The following is a 23885-nucleotide window of genomic DNA, read 5'->3' on the forward strand; positions in this document are numbered from 1 at the left end:
CACCCCACCCCCGCCGCGGTGTACACCTCCGGGGTGCCGCCGCGGGGGGGGCCCTCCCCCAACGCGGGGGGGGGCGGGGCGCCGCGCCCGCCCCCACCACGGCCCTTCCGGTACCGTTCGCGACTACCAGGCGACGGGCAGCCGGTAGACCCCCTGCACGGAGCCGCCCGGCTTGACGGCGAGCGCCTCGACCGGCTCCGTCGGCCGCAGGCCCGGTATCCGGACCGCCAGTTCGTACAGCGCGATCTCCAGCTCGGCACGTGCCAGGTTCTGCCCGATGCACTGGTGGACGCCGTAGCCGAACGCCAGGTGGCGCCGGTCGGCCCGGCGGATGTCGAGGCGGTCGGGGTCGGAGAAGACCTCCGCGGACCGGTTGGCCGCCGCGTTCGGCAGGTAGACCCCCTCGCCCTCGCGGATGACGACACCGCCGATCTCGATGTCCGCGGCCGCCACCCGCTGCAGCTCGTCCGCGACGGAGAGGAACCTGAGCAGCTCCTCGACCGCACCCGCGGCGGCGCCCTCGTCGGCCCGGAGCAGGGCCAGCTGCTCCGGGTGCACCAGCAGCGTCAGGACGCTGAGCGCGAGCATGTTCGCGGTCGTCTCGTGCCCGGCGACGAGCATGAACATCGCGATCGAGGTCAGTTCGGTCCGCCCCAGCTCACCGGTGGCGAGGCGGTCCGCGATCAGTTCGTCGAGCAGCCCCTCCCCCGGTCGCGCCTGCTTCACCGAGATCAGCTCGTCGAAGTACGCCATCAGTGCGGCGCTCGCCGCGGCCGCCTCCTCCGCCGTGCTGCTGGCCAGCACCATGCGGCGGGTCTGCTCCTCGAAGAACTCGTGGTCGGCGTACGGGACACCGAGCAGCTCGCAGATGACGGTGGACGGCACCGGCAGCGCGAACTCCTGGACGAGGTCCGCCTGCGGCCGCTCCTTCGCCAGCATGGCGTCGATCCGCTCCCCGACGATCCGCCGGATCGCCGGCCGGAGGCCGTTCACCCGCTTCACGGTGAAACTGGGGATCAGCATGCGCCGCTGCACGTCGTGCTCCGGCGGGTCCATGCCCACCAGCGCCGTGAGCTTCGCCGCCGCCATCCTCGGCACGAGCACCGGGAAGTCCGGGCGCGCCCGGTCGGAGGAGAGCCGCGGATCGATCAGCAGTCGCCGCGCCTCCTCGTACCCGGTGACCACCCAGGCCGTCCGGCCGTCGAACAGCCGGACCCGGGCCACCGGACCGGCCTCCCTCAGCCGCCCGTAGCCGGCCGGCGGGTGGTAGGGGCAGCCGCGCGTCATCGGGAAGTCCGGCAGCGTCTCCACGCCCGTCGCTGCGCCCGTCGTCTCACTGGTCATTCGATCCCCAGAACCCTCGGGTGACGGCCGGCTCTCGGCCGAAGCCCCCGGATTCTCCGCCGCCGGGGTAAGGCGGTTCTGAAGCCGGAGGCCCGACGGTCTCAGCGGGTGCGGCGCCTGGTGGGGGCCGGTGGGGTGAGGCGGACGGGCCGGTCGACCGGGGCGTTCTCGATGTCGTCGAGCTGGGCGAGGACCGTGGTGCGCAGGTCCGCGTAGTCCTCGAAGTCGTGGTCGTGGAAGAGGGTGTGGCCCGTCCACATCAGGTTGGCGCACACCCGGGCGGGGACGCGCCCGGTCTGCGCGCCCATGCCCACCAGGGCGACGGAGCGGATGCTGCCGGGGGCCTTGCGGTTCTGCTGGTGGACCGCCTGGAACGCGGCGGCGCACGCGAGGGCCACGTTGAGCGTCTCGCTGACGTTCTGCGAGGACTCCTCCATCGTGGGGGCGGAGATCAGGAACTTCGGGTGCTCCGCCCCGGACGGCACGCACACCGCGGCGCCCACCGGGAGGTGACCGGCGAAGCCGGTGCGTATCGCGCGCTGGACGCGCAGCTGGATGCCGGCGCCGAGGTGGCGCTTGACGGCGGCGTCGGTGCCGCCGTCCATCCGGCCGCGGGAGTTGGTGGGGCTGACCCAGGCGTCGACCTTCTCGTCGAGGATCGAGCCGGTGCGGATCTCGACCCCGGGCGTGTCGGCGAAGGCGGCCCGCCACGCCCGCACCACGGTCGAGTTGAGGTCGGTCAGTACCACCCTGAGCGGCGGCTGCGTGCGGTCCATGGGCGTGCTCCGATCGGGATCGCGTTCGTCATCTCGTTGGTCATCGCGTTCGTCATCGCGTTCGTCGACGGCTTCGTCGTCGCGTTCTTCCAACGGACTCGAAGCTAGCGCGCCGCACCGACAAACCCGGCCGGCGCCGTTGTCGGTGGGTCCTCGTACTGTCGGCAGCGACTTCCCGACGTCAGCACCGCGTGAGAACCCAGGAGTTGTGCCGCCATGAGCGAAGCCACCGCCCAGCCCGACCCGAACGACCCGCTCGCCCTCGCCGACCTGTTCAAGGGCGGCGGCGAGCCCTGGCTGCCGCTGCTCAAGCCGGTCATCGAGGCGCAGCCGGACGCGGCCTCCTTCATCGGCCCGAACCGCGCCCCCGAGGTCGTGCCGGTCCGCGAGCTGACCTTCCAGGCGCTCAAGCCCAACGCGCCGCACCAGTGGAAGGTGGTGGTCTTCGGCCAGAACCCGTACCCCCGGCCGGAGAGCGCCACCGGCATCGCGATGTTCGACAACACCTTCCACGACTGGAAGGACAGCCAGTTCGGCCGGGTCGTCAGCATCCGCTGCATCATCAAGGCCGCGGCGATGTGGAAGTACGGCATCCCCAAGAAGACGCCGATCGCCGACATACGCGCGCTGCTGAAGGAGCGGGACACCGTCCAGCCGCCGGAGTGGTTCCAGGCGATGCTCACCCAGGGCGTGCTGCTGCTCAACGCGGCCCTGACGGCGAGCAGCAGCGGCGGGGCGGGCCCCGACCGGCACACCGCGTTCTGGCGGCCGGTGGCGGAGCGGATCGTCGAGGAGATCCTCAGCGCGAAGCAGCAGGCCGCCGAGGAGGACCGCGCCGTCGTCTTCGCGTGGTGGGGCGCGCACGCGCGCAGCCTGAAGCGGGTCGTGCAGCGGCTGGAGAAGAAGTACCCCGGTGTCGAGGTCCGGCACATCGACCACGCCAACCCGGCCGCGCAGGGGGACATCTTCTGCGACGACGAGCACTTCGGCACGGTGAACGCCGCCCTCGCCTCGCTCGGCCTCGACGAGGTCGACTGGCTGCCGAGCAAGGGCTGGAACCAGCAGGCGGCCGAGGGCGGCCAGGCGGACGACGGCGTCGCCGAGCGCATGGGCGCGTTCATCGCGTCCACGATGGAACTGCACCAGCTGTACCTCGAACGCCTCGCGAGCGTGAAGGACGAGGGCCTCGAACTCCCGGCGATCACCGGGGTGTTCGACACGCCCCTGATGGACTTCCGGGACGCCGTCGGCCCGGTCGCCGAGCTGCTGCGCGGCCTGGGCGGGCACGTCGAGCGCTCGCACGAGTTCGGCAAGCGGCGGGCGGACGCCGACGCGGGCCGGGGGCTCTCCGCCGACGCGATCGCCGCGCTGTACCTCTACACGTGCGAGTCGGCGTTCTACCGCGAGATCAACGCCGTCCTGCGCTCCCCCGACCGTGCGAAGGTCGTGCCGTACCTCCCCTACCTGCGCCTGCTGTTCGCGGCGGTGTCCGGGCTGCCGGCGCGCACCGCGCCGCTGTGGCGCGGGGTGCCGCTGGACCTCCGCGCCCAGTACCCGCTCGGGCGGACGGTGACGTGGTGGGGCGTCTCCTCGTGCACCTCCGAGCTCGGCGTGGCCCGGTCGTTCCTCGGCAGCCGCGGGAAGCGGACGCTCTTCGAGGTGGTTCCGGCCCGGGCGGTGGGCATCCGCGACTTCTCGTCGTTCACGGGAGAGGAGGAGTTCATCCTCCTGCCGGGCACGCAGCTGAAGGTGACGGAGGTGAAGGCCGAGCGCGGCGGCCTGTGCACCGTCCGCCTGACGGAGGTGGAGGAGGAGCCGCTGGTGTCCTGAGTCGGAGCGCGAGCCAATCGCGGTCATGGGCGCGTCGCCGTGCGGCGGGGCGGTCGGCGCGGTTGTCTGTCCGGATGCGGATCATGAACCAGGGGCGACGGGCGGTCGGCCGATGGGTGCTCGTGCTCGCCGTCGGCGGCGGGCTGGCGGCGTGCGGGCCCGCGACGGACGCCACGGACCGGGCCCCGGCGGCCGCGGACCGGCCCGCTCCCGAGGGGCTCGGCCCGGCCGCGCCGACGCGGATCCGGATCCCCCGGATCGGCGTGGACGCGCCGGTCGCGGGGGTCGGGCTCGACGGCCGGGGGCACCTGGAGCCGCCGTCCGAGACCGACCGGAACCTGGCCGGCTGGTACCACGACGGCGTCTCCCCCGGCCAGGTCGGCACGGCCGTCGTGCTCGGGCACGTCGACACCCGTCAGGGCCCCGCGGTGTTCCGGCGGCTGGGCACGCTGCACCGGGGCGACCTGATCGACATCACCCGCGCCGACCGGCACACCGCCCGGTTCGCGGTCGACGCCGTCCAGGCCGACACGAAGGCCGGCTTCCCGGACGACCGCGCCTACGCCGCGGCGGCCGACGCCCAACTGCGGCTGGTCACCTGCGACGGCGACGCCACCGGCGCCCACGGCGACATCGTCATCTACGCCCACCTGGCCGAGACGGACTGACACCACCGGGGCGACGGCCTCACCACGGCCGCGCACGACCGGGCCGCGCACGACCGGGCGGCGCTCACCTCCGCGCGTGCCCGAGGTACGTGACCAACGGCCGGGCGCCCGCCGCGAGGACGAAGTCGACCAGCGGCGGGATCTCGTCGTCGGTGATCCGCCCGGCCCTGCGGGCACGGATCGCCCGGACGAGCGCGCGCGGGTCGCGCGGCTTGAACTCCCGGACGTCCTGGTTGCGCAGGCCGTGGCGGGCCAGGGCCGCGGTCAGTTCGGCCGGGGTGCGCAGCCGGTCGGCGGCGTAGCGGCCCGGGGGCATGATGCGGGTCATCGGGAGGGCCTGGAACGCGCCGAGGTAGACCAGCCGCGCGAGCGGCGTCCGGTTGACGGTGTCGTAGACGAGGGTGCCGCCGGGGCGCAGGACACGGGCGGTGTGCCCGAGGACGCGGTCGAGGTCGGCGGTGACCTCGAAGGTGTCCGCGACGTAGACGAGGTCGAACTCCCCGTCGGAAAACGGCAGTTCCTCGGCGGTTGCGGTCTCGTCGGCGATCGCCAGCCCGTCCCGCGCGTGGGCTGCCCGCGCCGCCGCGGTGGCCACCGGGGACGGGTCGACGGCGGTCACCCGGTAGCCGAGGCGGGCGAGTGCGGCGGCGGGCAGGCCGCGACCGCCGCCGACGACCAGGGCCGGACGCCCGCCGCCGTCCGGGGCGACCTCGGCGAGGTACGCCGTGCGGACGGCCTGGAAGGCGAGGGCGCGGATGTGCCGGCCGTCGATGGCACCGGGGTGCGCTGAGTCGAGCTCGATGTGCGGGGTGGTGCCCATGGCGATGCTCCTAACTGCTCGGGTCCGGGCCCGGTGCCGGACCCGGCCCCCGGATGGAGGTCGGGCCCTGACCCGGAGTCGGGGTCCTGCCCCGGAGCCGGAGTCCTGACCCGGAGTCAATGTTGCGTTCCCTGAGGAAACCTAACAGGGACAGGTTCCCTCAGGGAACCCAGGAACCGGTCTAGGCTGGCCGCCATGACCCGCACCTCCCTCGCCGACGTCGCCTGCTCGATCGCGCGCGCCACCGACCTGTTCGGCGACGCCTGGACGGCCCTGATCATGCGGGACGTCCTCGCGGGCATCGGCCGCTTCGACGACCTGGCGCACGACCTGGGCATCTCCCGCAAGACCCTGGCCGCCCGGCTCGCCCGGCTGGTCGACGAGGGCGTGCTCGTCCGCGAGCGCTACCAGGACCACCCGCCGCGCGAGCACTACCGCGCCACCGAGAAGGGCGCCGACCTGCACGCCGTCCTGCTCGCCCTGATGAACTGGGGCGACCGCTGGTACGCGGGCGAGGCGGGACCGCCGGCCCGCGTCCGCCACCTGGACTGCGGCCACGCCGCCACCCCCGTCATGGCCTGCGGGAACTGCGGAGAACCGGTCACCGCCGCCAACACCACCGCGCTCCCCGGCCCCGGCGGCCGGACCGGTCCGGGCACCCGCGCCCTCGGTCCGCTGCTCGCCGCCCGCGGCCGGGACGACGCGGCTCACCCGATCGTCACCACCCGCGCCCAGGCGGGAGGCCCGGGCGGGGGCTCGTAGTCCGGGTCCTTCTCCGCCCACCTCGGGGTGCCCCGGGGGAACAGCCCGACGACCGTCCGGCACGGCGGCTTGGTCGACGGCCACGGCGTCTGGCCGTCCGTCAGCGCCACGATGACGTCGGGCCGCGTGCGCAGCGCCGCCGTGAACCCCTCCCGCATGTCCGTGCCGCCCCCGCCGATCAGCGGGATGCCCTCGGCCTTGCACAGCGGGTGCACCGTCCCCACGGCCGCGTCGCAGGAGAGCACCGTCACCAGGTCCCGCCGACCGCCTACCGCGCGGGCGATCGCCGCGACCTCCAGCAGGGCGCTGCCCAGTTCGGCGTCGCTGACCGACCCCGAGGTGTCCACCACCACCGCCACCCGGGGCGGACGGCGGCGCAGGCTCGGCAGGACGATCCCGGGCAGGCTCACCGAGCGCCGGGCCGGGCGGCCGTACGAGTAGTCCTGGCCCACACCGCCGCCCGAGGCCGCCGAGCGGACCGCCGCACCGAGCAGCTCCCGCCACGGCTGCGGCGGGTGGAACGCCTCCTCGGCCCAGCGCCGCCAGCCCTCCGGGGCGTTCCCCGGCCGGCCCGCGATGCCCTCGGCCACCCGGAAGCGCACCGCGTCCCGCTCCTGCCGGCTGAGCCCGTGGGCGCCGTCCGGGCCCAGGTCCCACGGGCGCGGCCGGCCGTCGACGCCGCTGCCGCAGTCGAGCCAGGCCAGGTGCTCGGTGAGCTGCCCGATCCGGAACCGCCCGAGGTAGTCCTCCATCAGTTCGCCCGCCGGCAGCTCCAGGTCCACCGGGACGACGGCTCCCTCGGGGCACACGAGGCCGTCGCCGTAGACGTCGTCGTTGATCTCGCAGTCGGCCGCGATGTTCATCCGCAGCTGCTCCGCCGGGCCGGTCAGCCCGTGCCGCTTCGCGTAGCGCGCGCTGCGCCCGTGGTGGTCGCGCAGGAGGTGCGACACCTCGTGCACCCACACCCCGGCGAGGTCCTCGACCGGTGTCCGGGCGACGAAGCCCGGGGAGACGTAGCAGCGCCAGTGGGCGTCGACGGCCATCGTGGGCACGTCCCGCGACTCCGCCACGTGCAGGGCGAACAGCGCCGTCGCCAGGTAGGGGCGGGCCCGGGCGGCCATCAGGCGGGCGGCGAAGAGCTTGTCGACGTCGAGGCCGAGGGCGGCCGCGCTCACCGTCGCCGTCACCGGCCGCCCTTGCCCGCGAGCGCCGCCACCCGGTCCGCCACCCGGCCCGCCGCCGCGTCCGCGCGCCGGGACAGCGTCACCGCCCCGGCGAGCCGGTCGATCGCGGCCGGCACGTCCCAGTCGTCGCGGCGCAGCGAGGCGAGCGTGGTGGCGGGGACGACCACGACGTCCGGGGCGCCGGTCTCCATCGCGCGGACGAGCAACGTCCAGGCCGCGTCCCAGCGTTCGCGCGTCGCCCGGTTGCGGACGGCGGCCACGACACCGTCGAGGACGGCCTGGCGCAGGTCGCCGCGCTCGGGCAGGACGGCGGCGGCCGGGTCGGCGAGGAGGTCCTCCGGGTCCGGCAGGTCCATCCGGTCGATGCTCGCGAGGAGTTCCAGCCCGGGGCCGTCCCCGACGGTGCCGCGCACGAGCAGCGACAGGACGTCCCGCGAGGAGCCGGCGGCCGTGGCGAAGGCGATCAGGCGCAGCGCCATGTCCCAGCTGCGCGGGGACGGCCAGGCGCCGCCGCGGCGGGCCTCGCTGCTCGGCAGCTGGTGGACGAGCTTGGGACGGGCGGCGAGCAGCCCGCAGACGGCGCGCCGGGCGAAGGCCACCGCCTCGGGGAGAGCGGCCCGGTCGAGGCTCGGCAGGGTGGCGCGCGGCCAGGTGCCGCCGAGGCCGCGGACGACGACCTCGTGGTCGTGGACCCACTGGAGGTGGACGAAGCGGTTGGCGAGCGGCGGGCTCAGCTCCCAGCCGTCGGCGGCCGAGGAACGCGGGTTGGCGGCGGCCACGATCCGCACACCGGGCGGGAGTTGGAGGGCGCCGATGCGGCGCTCCAGGACCAGCCGGAGCAGCGCGGCCTGCACGGCGGGCGGCGCGGTGGACAGCTCGTCGAGGAACAGCAGCCCGCGCCCGGCCCGGACGAGGCGCACCGCCCAGTCCGGCGGGGCCAGCGGGACGCCCTGTTCGGCGGGGTCGTCGCCGACGATCGGCAGTCCGGAGAAGTCGGAGGGCTCGTGGACGCTTGCGATCACGGTGGTGAGCGGGAGGTCGAGGGAGGTGGCGAGCTGGGTGAGGGCGGCGGTCTTGCCGATGCCGGGCTCGCCCCAGAGGAGCACGGGGAGGTCGGCGGCCACGGCGAGGGTCAGGGCCTCCAGCTGGTCGTCCGGGCGGAGTTCGGTGGCGGTGTCGGCAAGGAGTGCCAACAGGTCCGCGGCGACGGTGAGTTCGGAGTTTTCGGGCAGGACGGAAAGAGCCATGGGGATCACCTTTTTGACCGAGGGTCAGTAGCAGCGGCTGTGCCGCGAGCACCAGGAGTGGAGGGGACGGGGCCTGGACGGGCAGTGACCGCCGGTCAGGCCGGCGCGGTAGAGGCCGTACGCGATCCGGCGCTGCGCCGCGGCCTCCAGTTCGTCCCGCAGCGGTCCGTCGCGCAGCACGGCGGCCGGGCCGAGCAGTTCCTCGACGACGGCGAGGGCCCCGGCGGTGTCGCCGTGGTCCAGGAGTTCACGGACGCCGTCGAGCCCGGCCGGGCTCCTGTGGGTGAGGTCGATCGCCCGCAGGCACGGCAGGGGCGGGCCCCCGAGGCCGACGAGCAGCTCCTCGCGGCGGATCTCCTCGGGGTCGTGGTCGAGCGCGGCCAACACCCCGTCCACCAGCCCGATCCGGTGCCGGGAGCCCCGGCAGTCGACGAACCGCGGCCCGTCGGGGGGCCGCATCCGGGCCGCCGGGACGTGACCGGCCACCAGGGCGGCGGCCACCAGCGGGTGCAGCCGGTCGGGCTCGACGAGCCCGGCGCGCAGCAGTTCCACGTCCGGCGGGATCCACGTCGCCGCGTCGGGCAGCACCGGCAGCCCGTCCGTCACGCCGGGCGCCGGCGTGCCGTCGACGCCGAGGACGAGCCGGTGGCGGCCCCCGAGCCGGACGGCGACGGGGCCCGCCGGCAGCCCGTCGGCCGCCAGCAGGACGCGCGCCTCCGCCGCCCAGCGGTCGACGGCGCACGGCAGGCCCGGCGGCACGGCCGGATGCACCGGCTGCGCCGCGCCGTCGCCGCCGCGCGCGCCCAACTCGCCTGCGCGGTCGGCGTCCCAGAGGTGCCGGTGCAGGTCGAGCCGGTAGCGGCGGCTCGGCCGCGGATGCGGATGCGCGCCCGCGTCCGCGCCGTCGGACCACAGCGCGAGGCTGATCCGCTGGCCGCCGTCCGCCCACGCGGGCGGGGTGCGGACCACCAGGTGCACGGGGCTCCGCCCGTCGCGCCCGGTGCCGGCGTACCGGGCGAGCGGGACGGTCAGGCCGGCCCGCAGCAGCCCGTCCGGAGCGGTCCTGGGCAGGTGCCAGCGCAGCAGGTCGGGCGCCAACCTACGGAGGTCGGCGCGGAGTTGCTCGACGAACGCACGGCCGTGGGTACGGGCGGCGGTCTTGAGGTCGAGGTCGACGTCGAGCCGCGCGGCGGCGCACGCCCCGGCCCAGTCGCCGGTGCGGCGGCGGGCGGTCGCGGACTCGATCATGGTGGGCGGCACGGCGAACTCGCGCACGCGCAGCCAGCGGAGGAGACGGGGATCCCGGTTCGCGGAGTGAGTGGCCATCAGCACTCACCTTGCGCGGACGGGACCTCCATCCTGAGAGAGGAGTGAGTCGTCATCGCCGGGGAGCATAGCCGCACGGCCGCTGATCCGCCAACGCCTTCCCCGGGACAACCCGTTCACAGCTCGACGAGCACCTTGCCCCGGCTGGCCGCCCGGTCCGTGTACAGGCTCCGGTAGGCGGCCGGGATGCTGTCGAAGCCGCGGTGCACGGTCTGCTCGTAGGCGATCTCGCCCCGGCGCACCAGGCCGCCCACCTCCTCTCGCAGGCCCGCCCAGTTCTCGTCGGTGAACCACTCCGGCGCGAAGATCCCGCGGATCGTCGTCCGTGGGAACATGATCATCGGCAGCAGCCGCGGCCCGGTCCAGTCCCCGCCGACCTGGCTGGCCCACTGCCAGCACACCGCGACCCGGCTGTCGATGTTCAGCATCGTGAACACGACGTCGGTCAGCGTCCCGCCGAGGTTGTCGAAGTACCGGTCGACGCCGGCCGGCGCCGCCTTGGCCAGGTCCTCGCGCAGCCGCTCGGGGTCGTCCCCGTCGCGGTACAGCACGACCGCGTCGAAGCCGAGCCCGCTCAGCCGGGCCACCTTGGCGGGCGAGCCGGTCGTGCCCACCACCCGGGCGCCGCGCAGCCGCGCCAGCTGGCCGACCAGCGAGCCGACCGAGCCGGAGGCGCCGCCGACCACGACGGTGTCCCCGGGCCGGACGTCCAGGAACTTCGTCACCGTCGCCCACGCCGTCATGCCCGAGCCGCCCAGCACGCCGAGCACCGTCGACAGCGGCAGCGCCTCGTCGTAGTGCGCGGGGTCGAGCAGCCGGTACTCGGGGAAGACCATCGGGAACGTCCCGGTCTGCCACGGCGTCGCGGCGCCCGTCCCGATGACGTGGCTGCGCCAGCCGCCGAAGCCGTGCACCAGGTCGCCGACGGCGAACCGCGCCCGCGGCCCCGCCTCGACCACCTCCATGACGGAGTCGCCGCCCGCGTGGTCGCCGATGGGCGTGTCCAGGGTGATCCCGTGGAGGTACGGGTCCACCGAGACGTACCGGGTGCGGAACAGCATCTCGTCCGGGGCCAGCCGGACCTCGACGTCCTCGACCACCTTCTCGTACGTCCGCTCGACGTCCGGTACGCCCTCGACGTGCTCGCGGACGATCCACTTCTCGATCCGAACCACAGGTGTGCTCCTCAGAACTCAGAACCGACCGAAGAACTCAGAACCGACCGACACGGTCGACGAGATGGGTGGGCGGCGGGGCGATGTCGTCCACCGAAGCGGTGAACGGGCGGCCCTCGTCGTGGCAGATGAACTGCATGACGTGCCGGCCGGAGGCGGCGGCCCGGATCAGCCCGCCGGTGGTGGCCCACACCCCGGAGAGGTAGAAGTCGCGCAGGCCGGGCAGCACCGGGCCGTTGCGCTTGATCTCCTCCTCCATGGTCTCGCCGCTCTCCACGAAGGGCTGCCAGCCGAGCACCGAGCCGTCGTAGTTGCCGGTGTAGCGCAGCTGGGTCAGCGGGGTCGACACGTCCTTGACGGTGATCGCGGACCGGATGCCGGGGTGGTGGCGTTCGAGCAGCTCGATGACGGCGTCGCGCACCCGCCGCTTCTCCCGCTGGTACTCCCGGCCGCGCCCGACCGGCAGGGTGTGCAGCTCCTCGCCGCGGCGGATCCGGGCGGCCTGCTCGGGGCCGGTGCTCAGCGCCCGCCAGGGGGCGATGTCGCTGAAGTAGCTCGCGAACACGACGCCGGTGCCGGCCGGGGAGAGCTCCGGGTAGTGGCGGCTGCGGAACTGGATGTTGATGCTCGGGTGCCGGATCCCGGTGAGCCGCCCGGCGAGGTCCTCGTCGAGCAGGTACGTCGTGCACGGGTCGCCGACCGGGAACGGCTCGCGCAGGCCGAGGAAGACGGCGACGTAGCCGGGGAAGACCTGGTCCCGCTGGTCGATGCACTCGGTGTAGAGGCGGCGGTACGTGTCGTTCAGGTAGCGGCCCTTGAGCAGGTCCATCACCGTCGCCCGGCCGTCGCAGGCCGACACCACGACGTCCGCCGGGATCTCGGTGCCGTCGCTCAGCCGCACCCCCACCGCGCGGTCGTCCTCGACGAGGATCTCCACCACCTTGGTGTTGCACAGCAGTTCGCCGCCGAGCCGCTGGTAACGGTCCTCGATCGAGCGCGCCAGCCCGAGCGAACCTCCCTCCGGCACCCCGGCCGACAGGCCCTCGTGGGCGGCCAGCTGGAAGTAGAACGGCAGCACCGGGAAGTTGGGGTGCTTCTCGTAGAGGATGAAGTTGAACGCCTCGCGCAGCAAGGGGTCCTGGAAGCGCTGCGAGTAGTCCGACATGAGGACGCCGAGCGAGCGGCGGATGAGGTTGAAGTACGGGACGAACGACGCCAGCATCCGGTACCGCGCCCAGCGGCTCATCAGCCCGACCGGGCTGAGGAACGGGTAGAGCGTGAGGCAGCGGCGGAACCGGCGCAGGTCCCCGCAGAACTGCCTGATCGGGCGGGCGTCGGCCGGCGAGAGGCCGAGCAGGTGCGCCTCCAGCCGGTCCGGGTCGGAGTAGAAGTAGACCGCCCGGCCGTCCCGCCCGCGCACGACGTTGAAGGCGTCGAAGTTGCGCATCCGCTTGCCCTGGAGGGCGCCCAGCTCCAGCCAGATCTGGTGCATCTCGTTGCCCGGACCGCTGCCGAGCAGCCAGCTGATGGTGGGGTCGAACGTGAAGTCGCCGCGCTCCCAGCCGGTGCAGCAGCCGCCGGGGATCTCGTGCATCTCCAGCACCTTGGTGCGGTAGCCGTTCATCTGGCCGTAGCAACCGGTGGACAGGCCGCTGAGGCCGCCTCCGACGATCACCATGTCCGGCCTGGTCGTCGAACTCATTCCGCCGCTCCCACGGTCGTCTCCACGGCCCCGAGGTCCGCCCGGCCGAGCCGCGGCACCCGGCCCCACTTGCCGGGGTGCCAGGGCTCCTGGTCGTCGCTGGGCCAGGCCCGGAACTCCAGGCCGAGTTCCCGGCAGAGGTACTGGACGGCGAACCGCCCGCTGGTGGCCGCCCGGATCAGGCCGCCCATGCCGACCCACTGGCCCGCCATCGAGAAGCCGCTCAGCCCCGGCAGCCGCATGCGGTCCTTGTTGACCAGCCGGTTGGCGGCGTCCTCGGCGTCGGAGAACGCCTGCCAGGCGAGGATGCTGCCGTAGGTGTTGCCGGTGAACCGCTCGGTCGTGACGGGCGAGGCCACGGTGAGCAGCTCGATCCGGCCCGCCAGCCCCGGGTGCGTCCGCTCCAGGAACTCCCGGACGAAGTCGGCGACTTCCTGCTTCCTCGCGCGGTACGCCCGGCGGTCGGCCGCGCGGAGCGCCTTCCACGAGGCGTGGTCGCTGAAGTACATGCAGTGCAGGATCGACTTGCCCGGCGGCGCGAACCCGTCGCCGTAGCGCGAACGCAGCTGCACCACGAGGCTGTCCTGGAGCGCGCCGGGCAGCCGGGCGCCCTCCTCGGGGGTGAGCAGGTACGTCGTGCTGTGCGCCCCGCCGGGCGGCAGCGGGCCGTCGACGCCGACGAAGACCGAGACGGCGGCCGGGTACAAGTTGCCCGGGCTGTCGAGGAGTTCGTGGTAGAGCCGGTCCGCCGTCGGGCTCGTCCAGCGGCCCTCCAGCAGGCGGTCGACGGTGGTCGGGCCGTCGCACGCGGACACCACGTGGTCGGCGTAGTGCGTGCTGCCGTCCCGCAGCCGCACCCCGACCGCCCGGCCGTCCTCGACCAGGATCCGCTCGACCCGGCGGCGGTAGCCGACCACCCCGCCGAGCGAGGTGTAGCGCTCCTCCACCGAACGGGCCAGGCCGAGCGAACCGCCCTGCGGGAAACCGGCGTTGCCGTTGTGCGCGGCGGCCAGCGTGTACAGGTACGGCAGCAGCGGGAACCCGGCCGGCTCCTGGAGGAACATGTTGGGCAGGGCCCGCCGGAGCAGCGGGTCCTGGAAGCGGTCGGCGAAGCCCCGCATCGGGGTGGTCGCGGTGCGCCAGAACAGCCGGAACGCGGGCAGGACGGCGCGCGCGGTGCGCAGGCGCTGGGCCGCCGTCCGCAGTGGCGGGGGCGTCACCTCCCAGGGCAGGTCGAGCGCGGCGAAGCGGCGGAAGTCCTTGCAGAAGGAGCGGATCAGCGGCGCGTCGGCCGGGGAGGTCTCCAGCAGGTGCCGTTCGAGCCGGTCGGGGTCGTTGTAGAAGGTGACGGCCCGGCCGTGCTCGTCGACGACGCGGTTGAAGACGTCGAACTCGGTCACCGACTTGCCGTCCAGCGCACCGAGTTCGCGCCACACCTGGTGGCCGCCGGCGCCCGGTGCGGTGCCGATCAGCCAGTCGATGCAGTAGTCGAAGAGGTAGCCGTCGCGGGACCACGCGGTGCAGCAGCCGCCGGGCAGCACGTGCTTCTCGAAGATGCGCGTCTCCATGCCGCTCATCTGCGCGTAGCAGCCGGTGGCGAGGCCCGCGATGCCCGCGCCGATGACGATCACCCGGGGCGGGCCGCCGGGAGGGCGCTCCCGGGCGGTCCAGTCCGGGCCGCGGTCAGGCGTGGCCATCGGCGCCGCCTCCGGCCAGGATCGTGCCCGCCAACTCGGCGTTCCGGGCCGCGAATTCGCCGTCCATCATCTCGGCGTGGGTGCCGTGCCCGCCGAGCACCGCGGTGCCGGCGGTGGAGGCGCCCTGCCAGGAGCCACCTGACCCGCCCGTGTGGAGGACCACCTGCTCGCGGTCGCAGACCACGGTGAGCGGGGCGGCGACGGTGCCGGTGTTGGGCGTGCGGCTGCAGAACTCCAGGTAGTCCCGGGCCTGTTCGAGGGTCTCCTGGGCGACGATCGTCGACCCGGTGTGCCGGTGCAGGTGCTCGCGGAGCTCCCGCTCGAACGCGGCGAGGTGCTCCTCGCCGAGCGCGTAGGCCTCCGTGATCCGGTAGGAGTCCAGGACGACGACGGCGCTCACCGCGCGGCCGCGCCGCTCCAGCTCCCTGGCCACCTCGAAGGCGAGGTTGCCGCCGAGCGAGTAGCCGAGCAGGGCGTACGGGCCGTCCTCGTGCAGCGCCTCGACGAGGTCCGCGTACCGGGCCGCCTTGTCGTCCCCGGAGAGGTAGTTGAAGGCGGCGATCCGGTGGCCGGGCAAGTGCGCGGCGAGCTGGCGGTAGACCAGGCCGTGCCCGCCGGCGGGCGGGAAGCAGAACACCGTCCGCTCGGGCGGCGCGTCCCGGTTGAACCACAGGTGGGGCTCGCCGCCCGCCGCCTCGCCGGTGATGATCTGCTCGACGGCGCGCGCCATGCCGTGCAGGGTGGTGACCGCGAAGAGGCGGCCGACCGGGACGGCGATGTTGAACTCGGTCCGCAGGTGGTGGATGAGCTCGATCAACCGGATGGAGCTGCCGCCGAGTTCGAAGAAGTCGTCCCGCAGGCCGACCCCGTCCACCCCGAGCAGCGCCTCCCAGTGGGCGGCCATCCGGGTCTCGTAGAGCGTGACCGGGGGCTCGTGCCGGTCGCCGCCGGCCTCGACGCGCGGTTCCGGCAGCGCGGCGAGGTCGACCTTGCCGCTCGACGTCAGTGGCAGGGCGGGCAGTTCGGTGAACCAGGACGGGATCATGAAGGTGGGAAGCCGCTCGGACAGGTGGCGCCGCAGCTCGCCGCGGTCCAGCACGGAACCCTCCGCCGGGACGCAGTACGCGCACAGGACGGCCTCGCCCGCCACGTCCTGACGGATCGTCACACACACTTGCGCTAGCTCCGGCCGGTCGGCCAACTGGGCCTCGACCTCGCCGAGTTCGATCCGGTGGCCGCGCACCTTCACCTGGTTGTCGATCCGGCCGAGCAGGTGCGCGGTGCCCCCGGCGTCCCAGTGGCCGAGGTCGCCGGTGCGGTAGAGCCGGACCGGCCCGTCCAGGTCGAGGGTGGTGAAGCGCTCGGCGGTCTGCCCGGGGTCGTTCGGGTACCCGTCGGCCACGCCCGCCCCGCCGATCCACAGTTCGCCGGGGACGCCCGGCGGCACCGGCTCGCCGTGGCGGTCGAGGATGTAGAGCGCGCTGTTGGGGAACGGCCGCCCGATGGGCACCATCCGGCCCGGTTCCAGGGCGTCCACCGGCCCCTCGAAGTAGGTGCTGTCCACGCTGGCCTCGGTCAGGCCGTAGGAGTTGACCACCCGGGTCCGCGGGCCGCACAGGGCGCTCAGCCGGGCGTGCTCGCCGGCCTTCCAGAGGTCCGAGCCGACGACCAGCAGCCGCAGGAAGTCCAGCCGCAGGCCCTCGCGTTCGCAGTGGGCGAGCAGGGCGCGGGCGACCGCCGGGACGAACTCACCGCCGTCGACGGCCTCTTCGCGCATCGTCCGGTACAGCCGGGCGGGGTCGAAGAGCAGCTCGCGGTCGACCAGGACGAGCGTGCCGCCCGAGCCGAGCGCCCGGGCGAGGTCGCCGGTGAAGACGTCGAAGGAGACGCCGGCCATCTGCAGGTGCACCCGGACGTCGGTGTCCAGCCGGTACTCGGCCCGCCAGCCCGCGGCGACCGCGGCGAGGCTGCGGTGGGCCACCCGGACGGCCTTCGGGCGGCCGGTCGAGCCGGAGGTGTGGATCACGTACGCGGGCCGGTCCGGGTCGGTGCCGGGCAGCGGGGCGTCCTCGGCCGCCGGCCCCGCGAGGTCCTCCAGGGTCACCAGCGGGACGGGCAGCCCCGCCGGGGCCGGGAGCTCCTGGTCGACGACGACGAGGACGGCGCCCGCGTCGGCGACCTGGTAGGCGAGGCGGTCGGCCGGGTGCCCGGGGTCGAGCGGCAGGTAGGCGGCGCCCGCCCGCCAGACCGCGAGCAGCGTGCCGATCAGCTCGGGCGACTTGGCCAGGCAGACCGCCACCACCGAGCCCTCCCGCACGCCGAGTTCGCGCAGCCGCAGGGCGGCCCGCTGGGAGCGGTGGTCGAGCTCCGCGTAGGTGAGCCGCCGCGCCTCGGCTGGCCCCGTGCGGCCGGGCGCCACCACGGCGACGGCCTCGGGGTGTTCGGCGGCGGCCTTGGCGAACAGGTCGGGCAGCGGCACGTCGTGGTCCAGGACGCGTCCGGCGCCGCTGAACTCGGTGAGCACGAGCCGCCGTTCGTCCGCGCCGAGCATCGGCAGCCGGTCGGTGGGCCGCTCGGCGGCGGCGCGCGTCATGGCGTCCACGAGGTTGCGGTAGTGCCCGGCCATCCGCTCGACGGTCGGGGCGTCGAAGAGGTCGGAGTTGTACTTGAACACGCAGTGGAAGCAGCCGTCCGCCGCCTCCTCGTAGGCGGAGAGCGTCAGATCGAACTGTCCCTCCTCCTCGGGCAGTTCGATGTAGTCGAGGCGGTAGCCGTCGCGCTCGACGGCGACCTTGTGGGTGAGCAGGATGAACATCGCCTGGAACACCGCCGAGCGGCTGGGGTCGTGCTGGAGCCCCAACTGCTCGACCAGCAGCACGAACGGGTACTCCTGGTTGTCCAGCCCGCCGAGCACCGTCTCCCGGACCCGCCCCAGCAGCTCGGCGACCGTCGGCTCCCCGGCCAGGCTCACGTGCAGCGGCAGCGGGTTGACGAAGTACCCGTAGACGGAGGCGAATTCCTCTTGCGTGCGCCCGGTCACCGGGCTGCCGACGATGATGTCCTCCTGCCCGGACCAGCGGTTCAGCAGCAGGTAGTAGGCGCTCAGCAGGACCATGAACGGCGTGGCGTTGTGCGCGCGGGCCAGCTCGTGCACACGCGCACTGAGCTCGGCGTCCAGCTGGAAGAAGACCGACGCGCCGTTGTGCGTCTGCACGGCCGGCCGGGGCCGGTCGGTGGGCAGGCTGAGGATCGGCACCTCAGCGGGCAGGTGGCCGCGCCAGTAGTCGAGCATCCGGCGGGCCTCGGGACCGGCCAGGAAGCGGTTCTGGTGGTTGAGGAAGTCGAGGTAGCGGGCGGGCACCGGCGGCAGCTCGGGCGTGCGGCCCGCCGTCAGCGCCTCGTAGACCTCGAACAGCTCCTCGATGAAGGTGAACGTCGAGATCGCGTCCGACACGATGTGGTGGACGGCCTTCATCAGCACCCAGTGCTCCGGCCCGCGCCGGAACATCCGCAGCCGCACCAGCGGGTCGCGCTCCAGGTCGTACGGCTTGCGGTACTCCGCGACGATCAGGTCCCGGACCTCCGCCCAGGGCCGTCCCTCGACGTCGACCAGTGCCGTGTCGACGACGGCCTCGTCCCGGATCCGCTGCACCGGGCGGCCCTCCTCCGCGGTGAAGGCGGCGCGCAGCGCGGGGTGGCGGGCGACGACGGCGCGGAAGGCCTCGGCGAACAGGCCGGGGTCGATCGCGGTGCGGACCTCGACGGCGCCGCCGATGTTGTAGGCGAAGCCGTCGGGGTGGAGCTGCTTGAGGAACCAGAGCGCCTTCTGGTTGTGGGTGAGCGGGTAGCACCGCTCGTCGGTGTGCAGGTCGACGGCCGCGCGCGCGGCCGTGCCGTCGTCGGCGGCCAGGGCGGCGAGGCCGTCGTGCAGGAGGTCCAGCAGTTCGCCGGCCGGGCCGTTGCTCAGCAGGGCCACCACCGGCAGCGCGACGCCGAGTTCGCCGAGGACGCGGGCGCGCAGCTCCATGGCGAGCAGCGAGTCCAGGCCGTGCGCGCCGAGCCGGGTGTCCTCGTCGATCCGCTCGGCGCCGATCCGCAGCACCGCGGCGACGGCGGCGGCGAAGCGCTCGGCGACCAAGGCACGGCGGCCCGCCGGGTCGGCGGCGCGGAAGGCGGCCAGGAGGCCGCCGGTCTCGGCCTGGGCGGGTTCGGCGGCGCCGGCCGCGAGGTCGGCGACGAGCGGCGGCGGCGCGGGGTACCAGGCGAGGAAGACCGGCCAGTCGACGACGGTCGCGACGAGCAGCTGGGCCCGGTCCTGCCCGATCACCCGTTCCAGGACGGCGGTGCCGGCCTCGGGCGGGAGCGAGCTCATGCCGCGGGCGTCCCGGTAGTGGGCGACGAGGCCGAGCTCCTCGATCATGCCGGTGGCCCACGGGCCCCAGTCGAGGCTGATCGCGGGCAGGCCGTCGGCGCGGCGGTGGTGGGCGAGCGCGTCGAGGAAGGCGTTGCCCGCCGCGTAGTTGGTCTGTCCGGCGGTGGTGAGCAGGGAGGCGACGGAGGCGAACAGCACGAAGTGGTCGAGCGGTTCGTCGCGGAGCAGCCGGTGCAGGAGGTGGCCGCCGGCCACCTTGGGCAGGTAGCCGGCGTCGAAGGCCGCGCGGTCCATCTGCGGGAGCAGGGTGTCGCGGACCTGTCCGGCGAGGTGGAACGCGCCCCGGACGGGCGGGAGTTGGCGGTCCCGGTAGTCGGCGAGCCAGGCGCCGAGGGCGGTCTCGTCGGTGACGTCCACGGGCGCCACGAGGGCCTCGGCGCCGAGTGCCTCCAGCTCGCGCAGGAAGGCGATGCGGGCACCGGCCGGACTGTCGGGTTCGGTGTGCCGCCACTGGTCGCGCTCGGGCAGGGCGGTGCGGCCGAGCAGGATCAGCCGCCGGGCGCCGCGCCGCACGAGGGTGCGGCACAGCAGCCGGCCGAGGGCGCCGAACGCCCCCGTGACGAGGTAGCTGCCGTCGGGCCGCAGGCTCAGCGGCAGCGGCTTGGTGAGCCCCTCGGCGGGGCGCAGCCGGCTGGTGAGGCGGCGGCCGCCGCGCAGGGCGATCTCCTGCTCGCCGTGCGCGGCCGACGCGGTCAGTTCGCGCAGCAGCGCGTCGACCTCGTCGAGCAGGTCCGTGGGGGCGTCGAGGCCGATCGGCCTTCCGTGCCCGGTGGCACCGTCCAGGTCGATCAACGTGCCGCGCTGGGCGACGAGTTCCTGTTGCCACAGCACCCGGCCGAGGCCCCAGGCGGGGGCGCCGAGCGGTTCGACGCGGTCGTCGGGGCCGGTGGCCTGGGTGCCGCGGGTGACGATGTGCAGCCGTCCGTCCGGTCGCGCGGCGGGCAGGGCCTGGGCGAGGGCGACGAGCGAGTAGGCGCCGAGGCCGGCCAGGCGGTCGAGGTCGGTGTGGAGGGAGTCGTCCAGGCGGGGCTGGTCGAGGTTCCAGAGGTGGGCGACGGTGCGGAACGCGGGGTCGAGGTCGGCGAGGAGGCGGGTGAAGTCCTCGGCCGCCCCGGGGCGGACGGTGGAGCCTTCGGGGGTGTGCCGGTAGCCGTCGCCGGGCCGCACGAGGTGGCAGCGGATGCCGCGCTCCCCCGCCCGGGCGGCCAGGCGTTCGGCGAGGCCGCCCGCGTCGGCGAGCAGGACGAGGCCTCCGGCGTCGGTCTCCTCGGACTCCCCGGCCTCCTCGGGCCCCTGCACCTCCTCGGACTCCTGTGCCTCCACCCAGGCGAGTTCGGTGAGCCAGCCATCGATGGTGACGAGGCCCACGGAGGAGGCGGCGCGGGCGACGTCGGCGACGCGGAAGCCGGTGATCCGGCCGAGCGGGGCACCGTCCTCGGCGTACACGGCGAGGTCGCCGAGGAGCTCGTCCCCGGTGTCGCGGGTGACGGTCGCGTGGGCCCAGACCGGCTGGTCGCCGACCGGGCCGAGGCGCACCTCGCCGATCGACACCGGCAGCCGCACGCCGTCGCCGTCGCCCTGGAGCACCTGGGCGGCGAGGAGCGTCTGGAAGCACGCGTCGAGCAGCACCGGGTGCACGTGGTGGCCGGCGGCGTCCTCGACCGTGGGGCTGATCCGGGCGAGCGCCTCGCCGGGTGCCGTCCACACCTCGTCGACGGCCTGGAAGGCGGGGCCGTAGTGGTAGCCCCGGGCGGCCAGCGCGCGGTAGCAGTCGGCCTTCCCGTGACGGGTGCCGCGCGCGCGGACGGCGTCGGCGTCGGCGTCGAGCGCGGGCCCGTGGGCGCGGCGCTGGCCGGTGCGGATCCGGCCGCTCGCGTGCACCACCGGGTCGCCGCCGGCGGGCAGCGACGCGACGCCGAACCGGCCGTCGTCCGGGAGGAAGGAGAACTGCGCCCTGGTGGGCTCCGCGTCGGAGAGCACCAGCGCCCGGGCGAGGTCGACGTCGGCGAGCACCGCGTCCGTCCCGCCGGTCAGCGTCCGGACGGCCTGGGCGGCCATCTCCAGGTAGCCCGCGGCCGGGAACACCGCGCTGCCCTCGATGCGGTGGTCGGACAGGTACGGCAGCTTCTCGACGTCGAGCGCGATCTCCCAGGTCGGTTGCGCGGCGGCGGTCCGGCGGCCGAGCAGCGGGTGGTCCGACTCGCCGCGCCGGACCTGCTCGACCGGCTTCGGCTCGGCCCAGTACCGGTCGCGCCGCCACGGGTAGCAGGGCAGCGGCACCGGGCGGCCGGCCGGGTGGAGGGCCGCCCAGGACGGCTCCACCCCGAGGGTGTGCAGCTCGGCGAGGGTGCGGGCGACGCGCTCGGGCTCGTCCTCGCGGCGGCGGACGGAGGGCAGCGCGCGGACGTCCGGGTCGCGGTCCGCCAGGCACTCGCGGATCGCGTGGCCGAGCACCGGGTGCGGGCCGACCTCCAGGTACAGCCCGTACCCGTCCTCGGCCATCAGCTCGACGGCGGCCTTGAAGCGCACCGGGTGGCGGACGTTGCGCCACCAGTACGCGGCGTCGAGCTCGGGCCCGAGGGCGCGGCCGTCGTCGGCGGTCAGGTAGAGCGGGACCTGCGCCGCGCGCGGCTTGATGCCCGCGAGCGCCGTCAGCAGCTCCTCGCGGATCGGGTCCATCCGCACGCTGTGGTAGGGGACTTCGACGTCCAGGAACTTCGCGAACACCCGCTCCTGCCGCAGTTCCTCGGCGAGGGCGCCGAGCGCGTCGGCGTCGCCCGCGAGGGTGACCGCGCTCGGTCCGTTCACGGCCGCCAGCGACACCCGCTCGCGGTGCGGGCGGATCCGGCGCTCCGCGTCGGCCTCCGGCAGGCCGACGGCGAGCATCGTGCCCGTCCCGGCGAGGCGATGCTGGAGGCGGCTGCGGTGCAGCACCACCGTGACGGCGTCGGCCAGGTCGTACACCCCGGCCTCGTGGAACGCGGCGACCTCGCCGGTGCTGTGCCCGACGACCGCGTCCGGCCGCAGGCCGCGGCTCCGCCACAGCGCCGAAAGACCGACCTGGAGAGCGAAGTTGGCGGTCTGCGCGAGCCAGGTCTCGGCCATCCGCGACTCGTCCTCGCCGCGGGCGAGTTCGTCGAGCAGCGACCACCCGGCCTGCGCGCGGATCTCCCGGTCGCACGCGTCGACCGCCTCGCGGTAGACCGGCTCGCTCGCATACAGCCCGCGACCCATCGCCCACCACTGCGGCCCCATGCCGGTGAACACCCAGGCCAACCGGCGCTGTCGGCGCTCGCGGGCCCGCCCCTGGACCACCCGGGGGTGCGGTTCGCCGCGCTCGTACGCGGCCAGCGCCTCGTCCAGGGACTCCCGGGAGGCGTACGCGACGGCGAGGCGCTCGGGCAGGTGCTCGCGCCGGTGCGCGAGGGTGTGCGCGAGGTCCACGAGGTCCGTGCCGTCGGCGAGTTCACGGCGGATGCCGGCGGCCAGCTCGGGCAGTGCGGCCGCGTCGCGGGCGCTCAGCGGTAGCACCGTGCACGCCGGCGCGGGCAGTGCCGCGGGATCCGGGGCGACGGGCTCGCGCGGCGGCGGCTCCTCCAGCAGGACGTGCGCGTTGGTGCCGCCGAAGCCGAAGGAGTTGACCCCCGCCCGCGCCGGCCCCTCGTGTTCGGGCCAGTCGACGGCGGTGCGCGGGATCTCGAACGGCAGCGCGTCGAGGTCGATGTCGGGGTTCGGCCGCTCCAGGTTGATGTGCGGCGGGATCCGCCGGTGCTCGAGCGCCAGCGCCGTCTTGATCAGCCCGGCCACTCCGGCGGCGGACTCGGCGTGCCCGATGTTGGTCTTGACCGAGCCGACGTAGCAGCGTTCCCCCGGCCGCCGCCCGACCGCGAGCACCCGGCCGAGCGCATTGGCCTCGATCGGGTCGCCGACCGGGGTCGAGGTGCCGTGCGCCTCGACGTACTGCAGGCCGCCGGGCCGCACCCCGGCCTCGGCGCACACCCGCTCGATCAGCGTGACCTGGGCGTCCGCCCGCGGCACGGTGATGCCGTTGGTGCGGCCGTCCTGGTTGACGCCGCTGCCGATGATCACCGCGTGCACCGGGTCGCCGTCGCGCAGCGCGTCCGACAGCCGGCGGAGCACCACCACGCCGACGCCCTCGGCCCGCACGTACCCGTCGGCGGCGGCGTCGAAGGCCCGCGAGCGGCCGTCCGCCGAGAGGAACCCGCCCTTCGTCTCGCCGATCGTGTACTGCGGCGCCATGTGCAGCAACGTGCCGCCGGCCAGGGCGAGTTCGGTCTCGCCGCGGAGCAGGCTCTGGCAGGCCAGGTGCACCGCGACCAGCGAGGAGCTGCACGCGGTGTCGATCGAGACGCTCGGGCCGCGGAAGTCGAAGCAGTGCGAGATCCGGTTCGACACCATCGTCATCATGGTGCCGGTGGCGGTGTGCGCGGCGAGCGTCTCGAAGCCGAGGTCGGCGAACTGGAGGATCTTGTAGTCCAGGGTGAACGCGCCGACGTACACCCCGACGTCCCGGCCCGCGAGCTCCGACGGCCGCTGCCCGCCGTCCTCCAGCGCCTCCCAGGTGACCTCCAGCAGCTTGCGCTGCTGCGGGTCCATGTAGGCGGCCTCGCGCGGGCTGATGGCGAAGAACTCCGGGTCGAAGGTGTCGAAGCCGTCGATGTACCCGCCCCGGCCGCCGATCAGCCGCCCCGGTTTGGCCCGGTCCCGGCTGCCCAGCGACGCGACGTCGTAGCGGTCGGCCGGCGTCGGGACGAGACAGTCCCGGCCCGCCAGCAGGTTGCGCCAGTACGACCGGTGGTCGTTGGCGTGGCCGGGCAGGCGGCAGCCGATCCCGGTGATCGCGATCCGTTCGCTGGGCACGTCGAGGGGCGAGGAGGTCATGGTCCAATCCGGGGGTTCGG

General features: G+C 74.5%; 13 protein-coding genes. 3 read left to right on the forward strand and 10 right to left on the reverse strand.

The annotated features are described in order from the left end of the window. Positions 1-123 precede the first annotated feature (123 nt). Positions 124-1344 carry a cytochrome P450 gene (locus ACFVSN_RS43380; protein ID WP_380436448.1) on the reverse strand — a complete coding sequence of 407 codons (1221 nt, stop codon included), beginning with the start codon at positions 1342-1344 and terminating at the stop codon, positions 124-126. Between the two features lie 101 nt (positions 1345-1445). Beyond that, complete coding sequence (locus ACFVSN_RS43385; RefSeq protein ID WP_380506609.1) at positions 1446-2120, reverse strand: macro domain-containing protein; 675 nt, start codon at positions 2118-2120, stop codon at positions 1446-1448. A gap of 216 nt (positions 2121-2336) precedes the next feature. Between ACFVSN_RS43385 and ACFVSN_RS43390 the strand changes: the two genes are divergently transcribed. Together ACFVSN_RS43390 and ACFVSN_RS43395 are read left to right on the forward strand one after the other, a co-directional pair. Continuing rightward, positions 2337-3950 carry an ADP-ribosyltransferase domain-containing protein gene (locus tag ACFVSN_RS43390; RefSeq protein WP_387597116.1) on the forward strand — a complete coding sequence of 538 codons (1614 nt, stop codon included), beginning with the start codon at positions 2337-2339 and terminating at the stop codon, positions 3948-3950. Positions 3951-4033: 83 nt separating this feature from the next. Continuing rightward, entirely contained in the window at positions 4034-4618 is a 585-nt protein-coding gene (locus tag ACFVSN_RS43395) for a class F sortase (RefSeq protein WP_380436442.1), read from the forward strand. Between the two features lie 64 nt (positions 4619-4682). Here the strand turns inward: ACFVSN_RS43395 and ACFVSN_RS43400 are convergent, their stop codons facing one another. After that, positions 4683-5438: a methyltransferase domain-containing protein gene (locus tag ACFVSN_RS43400; protein WP_380436440.1), complete on the reverse strand. Its 756-nt coding sequence runs from the start codon at positions 5436-5438 to the stop codon at positions 4683-4685. A gap of 195 nt (positions 5439-5633) precedes the next feature. Between ACFVSN_RS43400 and ACFVSN_RS43405 the strand changes: the two genes are divergently transcribed. Then, positions 5634-6200, forward strand: coding sequence for a winged helix-turn-helix transcriptional regulator (locus ACFVSN_RS43405; RefSeq protein WP_380436438.1), 567 nt, complete (start codon positions 5634-5636; stop codon positions 6198-6200). Here ACFVSN_RS43405 and ACFVSN_RS43410 read toward each other — a convergent pair. From ACFVSN_RS43410 to ACFVSN_RS43440, 7 genes are all read right to left on the reverse strand, one after another. Continuing rightward, the gene (locus ACFVSN_RS43410; RefSeq protein WP_387959009.1) at positions 6146-7387 is read right to left on the reverse strand and encodes a VWA-like domain-containing protein; all 1242 of its coding nucleotides are present in this window, start codon (positions 7385-7387) and stop codon (positions 6146-6148) included. The genes ACFVSN_RS43405 and ACFVSN_RS43410 overlap by 55 nt on opposite strands. Beyond that, positions 7384-8631 carry an AAA family ATPase gene (locus tag ACFVSN_RS43415; protein WP_387959012.1) on the reverse strand — a complete coding sequence of 416 codons (1248 nt, stop codon included), beginning with the start codon at positions 8629-8631 and terminating at the stop codon, positions 7384-7386. Before ACFVSN_RS43415 ends, ACFVSN_RS43410 begins: the two co-directional genes overlap by 4 nt. A gap of 24 nt (positions 8632-8655) precedes the next feature. Continuing rightward, positions 8656-9957 (reverse strand): hypothetical protein, encoded by a 1302-nt coding sequence (locus tag ACFVSN_RS43420; protein ID WP_387959014.1) that lies wholly within the window; start codon positions 9955-9957, stop codon positions 8656-8658. 116 nt (positions 9958-10073) lie between these two features. Continuing rightward, the gene (locus ACFVSN_RS43425; protein ID WP_387959016.1) at positions 10074-11132 is read right to left on the reverse strand and encodes an MDR family NADP-dependent oxidoreductase; all 1059 of its coding nucleotides are present in this window, start codon (positions 11130-11132) and stop codon (positions 10074-10076) included. Between the two features lie 37 nt (positions 11133-11169). Continuing rightward, positions 11170-12810 carry a phytoene desaturase family protein gene (locus ACFVSN_RS43430; protein ID WP_387959056.1) on the reverse strand — a complete coding sequence of 547 codons (1641 nt, stop codon included), beginning with the start codon at positions 12808-12810 and terminating at the stop codon, positions 11170-11172. Positions 12811-12830: 20 nt separating this feature from the next. Then, entirely contained in the window at positions 12831-14531 is a 1701-nt protein-coding gene (locus ACFVSN_RS43435) for a phytoene desaturase family protein (RefSeq protein WP_387597097.1), read from the reverse strand. Beyond that, entirely contained in the window at positions 14518-23865 is a 9348-nt protein-coding gene (locus ACFVSN_RS43440; protein ID WP_387959019.1) for an amino acid adenylation domain-containing protein, read from the reverse strand. The genes ACFVSN_RS43435 and ACFVSN_RS43440 overlap by 14 nt, the downstream gene beginning before the upstream one ends. Between the last annotated feature and the right edge of the window lie 20 nt (positions 23866-23885).

Source organism: Kitasatospora sp. NPDC057904 (assembly GCF_042887925.1).
GTDB lineage: Bacteria > Actinomycetota > Actinomycetes > Streptomycetales > Streptomycetaceae > Kitasatospora.